The following is a 13,609-nucleotide window of genomic DNA, read 5'->3' as shown; positions in this document are numbered from 1 at the left end:
ATTCCCGGTTGCAGGGAAGGTTCCCAAATATAACGGCTTGATGACCTTACGGGCTTTGAGGTTACGCTAAAAGTTTGTTTCTTTATTGCGTTGACCGGCCGGTTGTAACAACTGGATGCCCCTTAACAGATAATGATTATGATGAGAACGAGCATTTCATGGTGCGCCTTGTTTATACTATGTTTATTGGCAGCCTGCAGTAAAAAAGAGCAGGATCTGCAAACGTTATTTCTTTCCGATCAACTCAAGCAAATGCTTCCTTATGGTAATGGTCAAACAGTAAAGTTTACCAGCAACCAGGGAGCTACGATCGAAGCGGCGGTAAATGTGAAGCGTGGCACCACCAAGAAGTCTGCCTGCGCCACTTGTGAGGCATATGTATATGAAGAGTTCATGGAGATCAATATGACCGTGGGTGGAAAACCGTTTATCAATATGTCTGTCGACAGCCGCCCCATTGTATTCCTGTCTATTTTTTCTCCCGAAGATAATTACCAGATAGGAGCCGGTTTTGATTTCGCTACCATTGAAGGTACTTCCCAGCCTTCCTGCAATGCGCCTCGCCAAATGTGCTTCGATTCATTGGCCATTGGCGGTACCTATACCTACAATCGCGTGCTGGAGATCAGCAACGGCGTTTCCAACAGCAGTAACCAGCTCACCAGGGCTTATTACACGGTGAACCGCGGAGTGATTGGCTTCGCGTATGGAAATGGTATTACATACCGGTTGTTGCAGTAATCATTTACTTCCATATTATTAAAAATAGAACCGGCGGCCACATAGGCCGCCGGTTCGGATTTAAAGGAAAAGGGAGCGATCAACAACTTATTAATAGTGCCACTTAGTATACGTATAGCCACCGGGTTGAGGGGGCGCGTAACTGGGTGTTCCGTTGGGGAAACTGTAAGAGATGTACTGAAATGTAAAGGTTGTCGGATAATCGTTTTCATACACATAGGTGTACTGGTGTTCCATGAACTTGAAGTAGCCGGTGTCCACTCTTCCAAAGTATTCCTCCTTTACTGAATTGTTGGGTACTACGGGATCATAAAACGTGGGTCCCATGTATTCGGCGAAAAAGAAAGGAATGACATTCGAATTGGCGATAGTGCTGTACGGGTTTATTTTGTTGTCGCGTGTGTACTCTATGATCACGTCGGCAGCAGGTTCTGAGGTTGCACGGGCCGTTGAGGAGTTGGAGAAAAACGACGCACGTTTGAAGTTGCGCGAATTGCCTTCGTACTCATAGATCACATAACTGTAGTAATTCGCGTTGCCATCTTTCCGGATTATGCGTCCTTTCGAATCATACGTAAAAGTAGTAGGTGTAGTCTGGCTTCCACTGATCCCTGTCAGTTTGCCATACTGGTAAATAAACTGATCAGGGCTGTTGGGTGAAATGGAATCCTTTAAAGTAAGTGGCCGTCCCAGTTGATCAGTCGTGATCTGGAAATTAGGACCAAAGCCCCAGGGTACCCTGTTGATGTTCGTAAGACGGTGCTGATTGTCGTACCTGTACTCAAGGCTGCTACGTTGAACCTTGCTTAGCTGCCATACTTCGCCATGTGGAGGATAGTCGTGCTTCTTGCAGGAGGTGATAAGGCCAAGGGCAATAACCAGCCCTAACATTAGTTTGTAATGTTTCATGATTAAGGTTTAAATGAAATAAATAGAAGAAAGATTGGATTGCGTTATCCCAGGGATACAGAAGAAAGGCTTTCAAGGAAGATGAATGGGGCAGGGAGACGGGTATGCATACCTTATTTTGTGAAAGTACAACAAAGAGAAATAACTATGAAGAGTAAATGTACTTAACCTTAATGAGTTGTGGTAATTAATGAGAATTTAATAGGAAGATAACTTTCTGACTTGTTTTCTGGGGAAGAGCGTCTACAAACAGGTTAGGCCGGAAACCGGCCTAACGTTGAGCATATCGATATGTACGGATCTATTTAAGTTGTAAGTCCGGGATCACAATGCTATACAATTCCTGGTAAGCACGTTTGGGATGGATGCCTTTGGGCAGGTTGGGAACCACATAAGTGCCAAACCATTTGTCGGCTGCTGCTTTGGATTCCCACACTTCATATACCAGCCATTCGCCTTCGGCGGGATGCGCAAAATGCATAATGAACCCGGGCGCTGCTTTCACTGCGTCGCTAACAGCTGCCAACACGCTGTCGTAACCTTCTTTGGTTTGTCCTTTTACTGTAGAGGAGATGAGTACTGCCATAGTGTATGTTTTTATGACAGGCAAATTAGCATGGGCCATCATTTGCGATCATCACCATATTGTACAAACTCCATAACCTGAAAGGGGGAGATGTTTGGGGCAATTAGAATGCGCAGCTCTTGATCAGGCCGTTGGCAAGCGTGATCTTTTTGGTTTCACCATCCTCTTTGATCTCTACGAATTTCTCCAGTCGTTTGGAACGCCCAACAGTATAATCCTGGTCATAATAGTAATTCGTGATCTCGCGTACAGGGCCATTCTGGCGGGTATCCTGGCCTGTATAGACCCGCGCGGTCTTCAGTTGGTTGAAGCTATGAATGATCTGGATGAAGTATTTGCCGGGCTTCAATCCTTCGAAAGCAAAGCGGCCTTCATTGTCGGCAGTCGTTTCGATGCGGTATTGGTTTGCTTCGTTCGACATGTATACGGACGTCTTTTTATCTTCTTTCTTATCCCGCATGTCATACCATTCTTCGAGGTAGGGCGTCACGGGGAACAATACCACTTTTACACCTGCCGCATCAAACCTGAGCCCGTCGAACTTGGAGCAGGCCCGGCCACGGATCGTAGAGAGGCCGCGGGCCAATCCTGATTTGGCCAGTGTAGGATCGAAAGTGCTGGCAGGGAACAGCGACTTCATGGTGTTGCTGCCAGTGGCTGCGATCTTACCGCCAAGGTCGGCATACTTCTTACGGTCAACGATGGCCTGTTTGGAATTGCCAATAGCTTCGTAAGCATCGGCCCTGTTCACATAAGCGTACATATTCTTATCATCGAGCTCGACGGTTTTGTTGTAATGGTTGATCGCCTGGTTGAAGTGCTGTTTATCATGGTGCACAAAACCGGCATACAGGTAGCCGTTGGCATTTTGCGGAGCCAGTTCTATCACCTTGTTGTAATTCAGTAAAGCCTCGTCATACATTTTACTGTTGTAATACACATGGCCTCTTTCCATCCACGCGTCTGCATACTTTGGGTTCAGCTCGATAGCTTTGTTAAGGTCCTTTAGCGCCAGCTCAGGTTGTTTCTTCCGCGTGTAAGTGTTGCCCCTGAATACATAAGAGTTGGCCAGGCCAGGATTCAGCTCGATGGCTTTGTTGTAATCGGTCATGGCCAGGTCGTATTGCTGTTGCATGTAATAAACATGGCCACGGTTGTTGTACACATCAAAGTCTTTGGGCGTAAGCGTGATCACTTTGGAATAATCTGCCAGGGCTTTTTCATATTGCTGCATCCGCTTGTAAGCTACAGCCCGGTTGAACCAGGCATCGGCAAATTTGGGGTCAAACTCCACGGCTTTCGTATAATCTGCTATCGCCTGTTCAAGCTTTTGCTGGTTGAGGTAAGCATTGCCGCGGGAATAATAAGGTATCGAATAGCGCGCGTTGATACTGATGCTTTTCGTAAAATCGGCTATGGCAAGGTCATCCTGCTTGGCGCTGTAATACATGCTGCCGCGTTTGCTCAATGAACGGACATTGCGGGGATTCAACTCGATCGATTTGGTGAAATCGGCCATGGCCTCTTTGTCTTTTTCAACCGTGTAATAGGCCAACGCACGTGCGTAATACTCGAACGCTGTTTTGGGTGAGGGTAGGAGGCTGATGGCCTTGTTAGCTGTTGTTTTGGAAAGGGCAGTCGTGTTGTTGTTGAGCCGGTAGCAGTCGGCCAGCAGCGCCTGGTAAGCGCCATTGCCGGGGCTCAGCTTTGTGGCTTTTTCAAGATCGGCCTGTGCGGCAGCCTGGTTGAAATCGAATTGTTCGCTGCAGCCTCTTACGGCATAGGCGAGCGCATCGTTCTTATCGGCGTTGATGGCTTCATTGGCTGTTTGTTTGGCCTGGGCTATATTGCCTTCGAGGTACTGGTTCAGCGCCGCTTCAGCCTTTGGGCTGGTTTGGCCAAATGACGGGGCAGAGGTGCCGGCGGCCAACAAAAGGATAAGGGCAAAAGTGAGTCTTTTGATAATGTGTTCCATAGTCGGGAAGTCTTGATAGGTACTTGTAATAGGATGCTGCAAATTAAAGCAGCGTCGCTTTATATTAAGTGTAATTCTGTGAATTACAGGCATTTTACCTATTTACGGGGAGCTGGCTCTACTGGTTTTCCGGTAAGCCGGGCCCCAATGTCAACCAAAAGGGCCCAATTCTGTTATGATGAGGTAGATGATGGAGCCAGATTGGTAGGGTTCCGGCGGGTGATGTAAAAAGTGCATGTTTAAGAAGCTGGAAAACAAATATTTAAAATAAATCCGCCTATCCGCCAAAAAGGGTGTACCTTCCGGCGATCTACAACCACCATACAAGGTGTTGAAATACCAGTCCCTTCCCTTAGATCATCAAAACATTATCCTGTGAGTATCAATCTTTCAACCAATAATAATAATATATGACGATTGAACAAATCGACAACTTTCTGAAGAAAAATGAGTACGACCGCAATCCTGTTAAAGTAAGTTTTAAAACAAGGAACTCTTTTACAGGCATTTTCTTGAAAACAAATGACTATGAGGATCTGAAAGGAAAGAACTTCTGGAGGATCATTGGCGAAGCAAACGTGAAAAAGTACATGTCTTCCAAAGACGCTACACTGGCCCGCATTTTCAACGGTACAGAGATCACTAAGTTAACTACGGTAGAGTCGTTCAGTTAATAGTAGCTTCAGTAAACTAAAGCCTGCCCGGCAGGCCTCACTAAATAATAACTATGGCAAGATCACAGGATACATTCAACAAAAGAGAAAGAGAAAAACAACGGGTAAAGAAGCAGCAGGAAAAGCAGGAGAAGATGAAGGAGCGCAAAAACGGTGGCAAGGAAAAGAAAAGCCTCGATGATATGATGGCTTATCTGGATGAGAATGGTAACCTTACCAGCACCCCTGTTGACCCCAGAATAAAACAAACATTCCGTCAGGAGGACATCGAGATTGGTGTTCCCAAACAAGAAGCGAGGCAACCGAACGCTCCAAGAACAGGCGTGGTGGCCTTTTTTAATGACCATAAGGGATTCGGGTTCATTAATGATTCCGAAAGCCGGGAACGCATCTTTGTCCATGTAAATGAACTGACGGCCCCTATCAAAGAGAACGACAGGGTTTCTTTCCAGATTGGGAAAAGCCCTAAAGGTCTCATTGCAATGAATGTAGAGCTGATCAAATAAGTAATTACTGCAAAGAAATGAAGCAGACAGCAGGCATATTGACAGGAATTCTATTGGTCCTGCAATTTGCCTGCAATAATGCTGCTACTACCACTACTCCCCAACCCGCTACAGAAGAGAAAATAAAGGTCGAAAACCAGGGAGTGCACATCGACTACGACGCCAGCAGAGTTGGCGATACTACACTATTATTCATTCACGGCTGGGGCATCAACCGCTCTTACTGGGTAAGACAGGCGAGCTATTTTATGCTCGGCGGCTACAGAGTGGTAATGCCCGACCTGCCAGGCTTTGGTAAATCAGGTAAGAACAGGAAAGACTGGACGGTTGAGAATTATGCCGCTGATGTATCGACCCTTATCAAAGCACTGGACCTCAAAAATGTTATTCTTGTCGGGCACTCCATGAGTGGTGCCATCATCGTGGAAACGGCGCTCACCAACCCTGACCGCGTAATTGGTATAGTTGGAGTAGATAATTTTAAGAACATTGGTTATGTACTGACCCCGGAAGGGAAAAAAGAAGCAGACAAGTTTTATGAAACCTTCAGGACGCATTACACGGAATTGGTTATGCGTTATATGGACAAAGAGTTGTTTACCCCTTCTACAGATAGCCTGATTCATCATCAGGTAATAAATGATATTCTACATTCCGATTCAACAATTGCTGTAGATATCCTGGCGCATGCCGACAGTTTCCCCCTTGGCGTCAAACTGGCGTCATTGAAAAAGCGGTTATACCTCATTAACAGCAGTTATATTCCTACCGATACGGCTGCACTCCGCAAAGGAGGCATCGACTATGCCTTGTACGACATGGGCGTCCCAACCGGGCATTATCCCATGGTTGAAAACCCTGCAAGATTCAATCATCTGCTGCAAGAGATCATCCACAGTATCAGTAAATAACACGTTCGTCATTTTGGCTACAACTATCTGTGATCTGGCAACATGAGCCTGCCGGCAGCGGCTGAAATTTGTGTTATAAAATTAAACACAATGAAAACAATTTTTATCACAGGCGCCTCAGCAGGCATAGGAAAAGCAACCGCTAAATTATTTCAATCAAAAGGATGGAACGTCATTGCCACGATGCGCAATCCCGCAAAGGAAACAGAACTGGCAGCACTCGACAATGTAACGCTCCTGCCGCTGGACGTTACGAATGTTGGACAGATACATACTACAGTACGGCAGGCCCTGGCGCTGGAAGATATCGATGTGGTGTTCAACAATGCAGGCTATGGATTGTCCGGCCCACTGGAAGCCACTTCGGATGACCAGATGGTTCGCCAGGTAGATACCAACCTGCTCGGTGTTATCCGGGTTACACAGGCGTTCATTCCTCACTTCCGTGAAAGACAACAAGGTGTTTTTATTACCACTACTTCCCTGGGCGGCCTGATCACTTTCCCTTTCAACTCATTGTACCACGCTACCAAGTGGGGGCTCGAAGGCTGGAGTGAAAGCATGGCTTTTGAATTGAAGAAAATAGGCGTCAGTATCAAGACCGTTTCACCCGGTGGCGTTAAAACCGATTTCCTGGACCGCTCGTTGGACAGTGCTTCACATCCTGCCTACAAAGCATGGGAGGATAAAATGAATGCTACCGTTGCTGGTATGTCCGACCAGGGCTTTACGTCTCCTGCGCAAATAGCTGAAGTAGTGTGGGAAGCTGCTACCGATGGAAAAGACAAACTGCGTTATGTGGCAGGAGCGGATGCTCAAGCCTTCTATGCACAACGTTTGCAACTGGGCGACGAGGCTTTCAGAAAGCAGGTGGAGGACATATTTTTAGGCAACTAATCCATTAATTTTACAAGGTGAGCAAAAGCAAACATACGCCACAAAAGATCAGCTCTATATCCGATCTGCACCGGACACTGGGTTTACCCAAACCTTTGCATCCGCTGATCAGTCTGATCGATAATTCCGAGATAGCCATCCGGCACGACCTGATGCCCGATTCGTTCCTGTTCGACTTTTATAAAATATCATACAAGAAATCCGTTGAAGGCAAGCGGATGGGATATGGCCAAGGATATTACGATTTTGATGAGGGAGGACTGGTATTTACCGCTCCCCACCAGGTACTCGCGATCACGCAAGAAGGGGAGTACTACGGATTTAACCTGTGCTTTCATCCGGACTTCATCAGGAACTATCCATTGGCGGCGAATATCAAGCGTTATGGCTTTTTCTCTTATGACGCCAATGAAGCCCTGCATCTCTCGGATAAAGAAAAGACAACCGTTTTTAGTGTGTTTGAGAATATCAAAGAAGAGCTAAACAACCGGATCGATGATTTCAGCCAGGATGTGATGATCGCGCACATTGAAGTACTGCTCAATTACAGCAACCGGTTTTACAAGCGGCAGTTCATTACGCGCAAAGCGGTTAACCACGACCTGCTTACCAATATGGAGCAGCTGTTGAGCAATTATTTCGATAAAGAAGAAGGGTTGAACAAAGGGCTGCCTACGGTGGAATACCTCGCAGGAGAACTTCATCTCTCAGCCCGTTATTTAAGCGATATGCTCCGTTCCTTAACCGGGCAAAATGCACAGCAGCACATCCATGAGAAACTGATTGAAAAAGCAAAAGAATACCTGACTACTACAAGTCTTTCAGTGGCGGAAGTAGCCTATCAATTGGGCTTTGAGCATCCGCAATCCTTCAACAAGCTATTCAAACGAAAGACAAACCATACACCCATTGCGTTCAAGGAATCATTTAATTGAATCTTTCTCCAGCGCCCTGGTAGCTTGTTCATATTGAGCTTTTACTTCTGAGTCGGTAGTGTCGGCCTGCAGGGCAAGATGAAACTCTTGTTGCGCGGCTTTATGATTAGCCTGTTCACTGTACAGCAGGCCCAGGTTATAGTGTGCCCTGGCATTGTCTTTATCGAGCGAGATGGCTTGCTGGTATTGTTGTAGCGCTTGTGTCTTCTTGCCCTGCTGGTCGTATAGGTTACCAAGATTGATATAAGGCATAGCATTGGAAGTGTCCAACAGGATGGATTCTTTAAAGGCGGCTTCTGCATCTTTAAACCTTTTGGCATTCGATAAAAAGATACCATAGGTATTGAGGGTAGCCGCCTTTTCTTTTTCCTGCCCTTTGCCCTGTTGCAGATGCAATACATACTGGAAGTCTATTTCCGTTAGTTCTTCGGGAAGCGTGCCGCCCCATTTGGGATCGAGGTTTACCTGGTTTATTTTGGCAGAGAGTCTTTTGATCTCGATATCCAGCCGTTTGCTGTCCGATAATTCAAAAGCCTTCTGATAAGCCTGCTCGGCCATGTCGTACCGCTCTTCATTAAAAAACTCATTGCCCAGCGTTTCATATTGCGTAATGATCTTTCTCGACTGATAACGGTCATACTGATCCTGCAATGAAGGAATAAAGAAGGCCAGTACCATTACCAGCACACTGCCTGCCCCCGCCAGAAATGGCCAAAGCTTCTCTGTAACAAATGTTTTGAACGCCATAAAATACGTTTATCGTTGTTTAGTGTTCGTCATCTTCCTCACTATCCTCGTCTTCCTCTTCTTCAATTGTTTCTTCATCCTCATCACCAGCGCTGGCAAAGGCGGCAAACCAGCCTCCCTGCTCGATGAGCGTAGCTGGAGAACCTTCTTCCACTACCTGTCCCGCATCGAGCACCAGCACATGGTCCGCATCCTTTACCATCGAATAGCGATGGGCGATCACGATGATGGTGCTGTGTGCGCGCAAAGCAGCTACAGTGTCCCTGACCTCCGCTTCAGTATTGTAGTCGAGGTTGGCAGTGGCTTCGTCCATGATCAGGATGCGGGGCTTGGCCACTATGACCCGCGCTATCTGGATGCGCTGCCGTTCGCCGACCGATAAGCCAAAACCACTTTCACCCACTTGTGTATTCAATCCATCGGGCAGCCTTTGTAAAGTGCCTTCCATACCAGCTGCAATGGCAGCTGCTTTTACTTCCTCCTCCGTGGCATCCGGTTTCTTGTACCGGATATTGTCGGCCAGCGTACCCCGGAAGATGGCGCCATCGGCCGCCACCATGCCGATCTGTCGTCTTATAGAAGACTCATCGATGGAGGACAGCGGTTGTCCGTCGATATAAATTTCTCCTTTTTGCGGTTCAAAGAGTTTGAGCAGCAGGTCTACGGTGGTGGTTTTACCGGCGCCAGAAGTGCCCACCAGCGCGGTGATATTACCCGGCTTTGCTGTAAAGCTCAGGCCATGCAATACCTGCCTTTCGGATGTATAGCCAAATTCAACGTCCCTGAATTCTACATTGCCTTTATCGAGGTAAAGCTCATGGCCAGTGGTGGGAGCCACTTCTGTGTCCAGCAGTTTAAAGGCGCGGGATACGGACGTAATGTTTTGTTGTACATCGGCCCAGATGCTGGCAAGGTTGTCTATAGGGGAGTACAGCATATCGAGATAAGCTACAAACATGACCACATCGCCCGGAGTGAGGCGGTGATGGAGCGCGAGGTAGCCGCCGTAGCTCAACACCAGCGCTGTAGCAAGGTGAGTAAGTAATACCTGCCAGAAGGAATAGCGGTTGGATAAAAAGGAGCGCTTCATGTAATCTTTATAAGCAGCAGTAGCCTGCTCATCCAGTCGCCTCACTTCACGTTCTTCTGCGCCAGATAGTTTCACGGTTTTAATACCGCCCAATGCATCCTGCATGCGGGCCGATACTTCTTCCCACTTTTCATAATAGCCCGACAGGCTCATCTCCAGCTTCCTGGTGGAGATAACGGTAATGATCAGGTAAATGGGAATGATCGACAAAGCCAGCAACGCCAACACATGATTTTGCCAGAACATGATGCCTATGATGCCCACCAGGCTTACGATCTCAGGTAATATGTCCTTGGTGAAATAAGTAACCGTACCGGATATTTCTTCCGACTGGTCGATCTGCTTGTGCAGCGCCGCACTCGATCGCTTGGCAAAAAACGACAGCGGTAGCTTCAGTACATGACCAAAAGTACGTTGTATGAAATTCCTTTCGATGTTGCAGGATAGCCGCGTGTTCATGTTTTCGCCTATGCGCCAGAAGACCAGCCCCAGTACATTGATGATAAACAACAGCACCACGGCCCATAACAACGTATTAAAAGCCTGTGCAGGCGTACGGGCGGCTACATGGGTGCGCGTGTGCGGTTCTTTTATCACTTTAGTTTCGGTGACCTGCTGCTTGCGCTTTATCATGCCCTTGTCGTGATCTCTTGTATGGATGTTACGACCCCTTCGGTGTGCATGTTTGGCCGGCACCAGCACTATGGTGTCTTTTACGATCTTGATGGTGTCGTAGGTATATTCGATGGTAGTATCAAGTGCAGGCGTGTGTTTTCTGTGTCCCATCAGTTTGTCGAACAGGGGGATCACTGGTGCATCATCCGTTTCGGTATCTTCTCCCATCTCATTCTTCACTTCATTCTGCGCCTGTTGCACAAACAGGCCGGTGATATCATTGATGGCTTCCCGGTAGATGAGTGGTTGAATGAGCGAGACGGCCGTAGCCAGCAGGCTAATGGTAAAAACGAATACCAGCTTTTTCTTGTAAGGCTTTACCAGCCGGTAGATATTCAGCCATACGTTCTTCTTCTCATTCGTCTGAGCAGCCATGTTGTTGGTAGTTAATTGTATAAAAATAATAATAAGTTGGAGAAAACACGGTAGGGGTAGACTGGAAGGCCGGTTATGGGTATGAAATGGATGTGTGGTATTACTGTACTAATTTTGCAAGCCATGAAAGCAGGTACATTCCTAAGCAGCACTTCTCTTCTCGACGAAACCTTCTTCGAAAAGGCGCAACTGTTCATTACGGAGCACAATGCAAAAGGCGCGATGGGATTTGTGATCAACGTGCCATTCCCCCGCCAGTTCAATGAGCTGGAAGAGTTCAAACACAGCATGCCGTTTCCCCTGTATGACGGCGGCCCGGTAGACCGGGAACACCTGTATTTTGTACATCAAAGGCCCGACCTGATCAAGGGCGGTGCGCTGGTAAAAGCAGACATCTATGTGGGAGGAGACTTTAAAGAAGCTGTTCGATTGATCAATAACAAAACGATCACAGAAAAAGATATTAAGCTGTTCATCGGTTACTGTGGCTGGGACGATCAGGAACTGGAAGCAGAAGTGGCAGAAGGCAGCTGGACGGTATCGGAGGAAGGCAAGCTCTTTTAGGGGAGAGCCCTATAATTATGTAACTTGGAAAGTGTAACCAACACTACGCATGAAGCACCTTCCGGACAATGAACCCAGCCAACAGGCCATCGATGCTATTGTGACTTTCGTTAAACGTTTCGCAGCGTTGTCCACCTCTGATATTGATCTGTTGGTTTCCTTTCTGCAAAGCAAAAAGATCAGCAAGCACGAGTACCTGTTGCGGGAAGGAGAAGTTACCAAAAATATTTACTTCCTCGTAGAAGGCTATTTTCGCATGTATTATGTAGACAAAGATGGTAATGAGATCAACTACCGCTTTACGGATAAAAACAACTTCCTGACCGACTTCCAGAGTTTCCTCACCCAAAAGCCTTCACACTTTTACTGGCAGGCCATGCAGGATGCCGAAGTGCTGGTGTTGCCCTATAAACAGGTACAGGAAGCCTACAACGCTTCGCCCTCCTGGAATACCTTTGGCAGGCTCATCGCCGAACACGTATACCTGCAAATGAACGAAAGGGTAGAGATGTTGCTTTTTATGAGCCCTGAAGAACGTTACTTGCACCTGATGAATAACCAGCCCGAACTGTTGGACCAGATATCCCAGTTCCAGCTTTCCTCTTTCATAGGCGTAAAGCCCGAATCATTGAGCAGGCTGCGCAAGCGGCTGTCGAAGAAATAGCCTCCACTTATTGCTTCTTAACCAACGTCAACGTTTTGCCGGGCTGTCTGTAGCCAAATTTGTGTCATAAAACTTACCAATTATGACAACGAAATTATCCCAACAAAGAACACCTGATACCAAATACAATGTCAGGTTCACCGCCAGCTTTCCCATCGATCTTCCAGCCGATAAGATCGATCTGTACAAATGGATCATTGAAATGACCGATGCAGACTATCGGTCTTATGCGACTGCCCACCAGGCAATGGGAAGCTATTTCAAAGAAGATGTTTTGCAGATGGTGAATGTCGAGAACATCGGCATGGATACGATTGTGCAGCACTATGAGTTGAAATACCATTCGCGTGAACATGTACAGTTTTATTCACCCGGTTCCGATGCGTATGTTATGAGGTGGTTTCCTGCCAAAGTAGGAGTGCCCTGGGAAATGCAGATCAGGCCAATCGATGCGCATCGTAGTGAACTGGTGTGTATGATAGGTGTTGATTACCCGCACCTTTTCCTGCAGGCAGCGGCCTGGATTGGCGGACTCGGTGGCTACTTTCTCAGGAAGCACCTGCAGGAAGAAGGAGAGACCTTTGCCAAAGACATTGAAGCAAAATTCAGTAAGGCCAAATAAGTGTTAAGGAGCCATAAATGCCGTTTCTCAAATTTGATAGCGAAAAGTTAACAAGTCTGTTTAATTTTAAGCCACCTTATTCCTCGGTATGGATACCCTAAAAACTGTATTAAATAATTGGACAAGAGCGCTTTACAAGGTGATAGACTGGTGTTTCGGCGTATCGCCCAGGGCGATGCGGAGGCATTTGCCGAATTTTATGAAGCCTATGCTGTCAAATTAGCGATCTATGTAGCCCGGTTTTTAGGGTCTGATCTCTGGGCCGAAGAAATTGTGCAGGACACCTTTGTTAAGCTCTGGTCCATCCGCGAAACGATCGGCGACATTGAATACCCCGCCGGTTTCGTATACCGGATGATTGCCAACCGCACCAAAGACCACCTCCGGCGCAAAGAGCATGAAGTGAAGCTCCAGCAACACATGGGACGCTATCTCCAGCAGTCCAGCCTCAACACTACACAGGATCAACTGGATTTCCAAACAGGCGAAAAACTATTCCGGCAGGCTGTTCAGCAATTGCCTGCCCAACGCGCATTGATCTTTAGAATGCGCAACGAACAGGGGCTGAGTTACGAAGAGATAGCCCGTGAGCTCGAACTTTCCCGCAATACCGTCCGCAACCAGCTCAACCTGGCATTGCAAAACATCCGGTCCTATTTATTAGAGCATGGCGATATTACCGGCATTTTGATACTCCTTATTTTTTTAAAAATTATTTAATAATGGTTTGGTACATCC

Annotated in this window: 15 protein-coding genes; 10 read left to right on the top strand and 5 right to left on the bottom strand. The window is 47.0% G+C overall.

Translation table 11 applies throughout. From position 1 onward, the window contains the following. Positions 1–138 precede the first annotated feature (138 nt). Positions 139–741, top strand: coding sequence for a hypothetical protein (locus AC5JBY_RS31020; protein ID WP_495908588.1), 603 nt, complete (start codon positions 139–141; stop codon positions 739–741). Between the two features lie 90 nt (positions 742–831). Here AC5JBY_RS31020 and AC5JBY_RS31015 read toward each other — a convergent pair whose 3' ends face one another. The 3 genes from AC5JBY_RS31015 to AC5JBY_RS31005 form a co-directional block, all read right to left on the bottom strand. Continuing rightward, positions 832–1,650, bottom strand: coding sequence for a hypothetical protein (locus AC5JBY_RS31015; RefSeq protein WP_495908587.1), 819 nt, complete (start codon positions 1,648–1,650; stop codon positions 832–834). 301 nt (positions 1,651–1,951) lie between these two features. After that, a complete protein-coding gene (locus AC5JBY_RS31010) occupies positions 1,952–2,236 on the bottom strand; it encodes an antibiotic biosynthesis monooxygenase family protein (protein ID WP_495908586.1) in 285 nt (94 codons plus the stop codon). Positions 2,237–2,339: 103 nt separating this feature from the next. After that, complete coding sequence (locus tag AC5JBY_RS31005) at positions 2,340–4,211, bottom strand: tetratricopeptide repeat protein (protein WP_495908585.1); 1,872 nt, start codon at positions 4,209–4,211, stop codon at positions 2,340–2,342. 410 nt (positions 4,212–4,621) lie between these two features. Between AC5JBY_RS31005 and AC5JBY_RS31000 the strand changes: the two genes are divergently transcribed. The 5 genes from AC5JBY_RS31000 (at position 4,622) to AC5JBY_RS30980 (ending at position 8,134) form a co-directional block, all read left to right on the top strand. Continuing rightward, a complete protein-coding gene (locus tag AC5JBY_RS31000; RefSeq protein ID WP_495908584.1) occupies positions 4,622–4,885 on the top strand; it encodes a short-chain dehydrogenase in 264 nt (87 codons plus the stop codon). Positions 4,886–4,938: 53 nt separating this feature from the next. Continuing rightward, positions 4,939–5,391, top strand: a complete 453-nt coding sequence (locus AC5JBY_RS30995) for a cold-shock protein (protein WP_495908583.1) — start codon at positions 4,939–4,941, stop codon at positions 5,389–5,391. A 17-nt stretch (positions 5,392–5,408) separates the two neighbouring features. Next, positions 5,409–6,302 carry an alpha/beta fold hydrolase gene (locus tag AC5JBY_RS30990; RefSeq protein ID WP_495908582.1) on the top strand — a complete coding sequence of 298 codons (894 nt, stop codon included), beginning with the start codon at positions 5,409–5,411 and terminating at the stop codon, positions 6,300–6,302. A 90-nt stretch (positions 6,303–6,392) separates the two neighbouring features. Continuing rightward, a complete protein-coding gene (locus AC5JBY_RS30985) occupies positions 6,393–7,199 on the top strand; it encodes an SDR family oxidoreductase (protein WP_495908581.1) in 807 nt (268 codons plus the stop codon). Positions 7,200–7,216: 17 nt separating this feature from the next. Further along, complete coding sequence (locus AC5JBY_RS30980; protein ID WP_495908580.1) at positions 7,217–8,134, top strand: helix-turn-helix domain-containing protein; 918 nt, start codon at positions 7,217–7,219, stop codon at positions 8,132–8,134. Here AC5JBY_RS30980 and AC5JBY_RS30975 read toward each other — a convergent pair. Together AC5JBY_RS30975 and AC5JBY_RS30970 are read right to left on the bottom strand one after the other, a co-directional pair. Next, complete coding sequence (locus AC5JBY_RS30975) at positions 8,123–8,881, bottom strand: tetratricopeptide repeat protein (protein ID WP_495908579.1); 759 nt, start codon at positions 8,879–8,881, stop codon at positions 8,123–8,125. The genes AC5JBY_RS30980 and AC5JBY_RS30975 overlap by 12 nt on opposite strands. Positions 8,882–8,900: 19 nt before the next feature. Further along, a complete protein-coding gene (locus AC5JBY_RS30970; RefSeq protein WP_495908578.1) occupies positions 8,901–11,021 on the bottom strand; it encodes an ABC transporter ATP-binding protein in 2,121 nt (706 codons plus the stop codon). Between the two features lie 123 nt (positions 11,022–11,144). Here AC5JBY_RS30970 and AC5JBY_RS30965 point away from each other — a divergent pair, with 123 nt between their 5' ends. The 4 genes from AC5JBY_RS30965 to AC5JBY_RS30950 all read left to right on the top strand — a co-directional run bounded on the left by AC5JBY_RS30965 (position 11,145) and on the right by AC5JBY_RS30950 (position 13,591). Beyond that, positions 11,145–11,585, top strand: a complete 441-nt coding sequence (locus tag AC5JBY_RS30965) for a YqgE/AlgH family protein (RefSeq protein ID WP_495908577.1) — start codon at positions 11,145–11,147, stop codon at positions 11,583–11,585. Between the two features lie 49 nt (positions 11,586–11,634). Then, positions 11,635–12,249: a Crp/Fnr family transcriptional regulator gene (locus AC5JBY_RS30960; RefSeq protein WP_495908576.1), complete on the top strand. Its 615-nt coding sequence runs from the start codon at positions 11,635–11,637 to the stop codon at positions 12,247–12,249. 82 nt (positions 12,250–12,331) lie between these two features. Beyond that, a complete protein-coding gene (locus AC5JBY_RS30955) occupies positions 12,332–12,871 on the top strand; it encodes a hypothetical protein (protein WP_495908575.1) in 540 nt (179 codons plus the stop codon). 117 nt (positions 12,872–12,988) lie between these two features. Continuing rightward, on the top strand, positions 12,989–13,591 hold the full coding sequence (locus AC5JBY_RS30950; protein ID WP_495908574.1) for an RNA polymerase sigma-70 factor: 603 nt from the start codon (positions 12,989–12,991) through the stop codon (positions 13,589–13,591). Positions 13,592–13,609 lie beyond the last annotated feature (18 nt).

It is taken from the genome of Paraflavitalea sp., assembly GCF_059502485.1.
The sequence above is the reverse complement of the archived record's forward strand: the minus strand, read 5'-3'. Positions and strand labels throughout refer to the sequence as shown.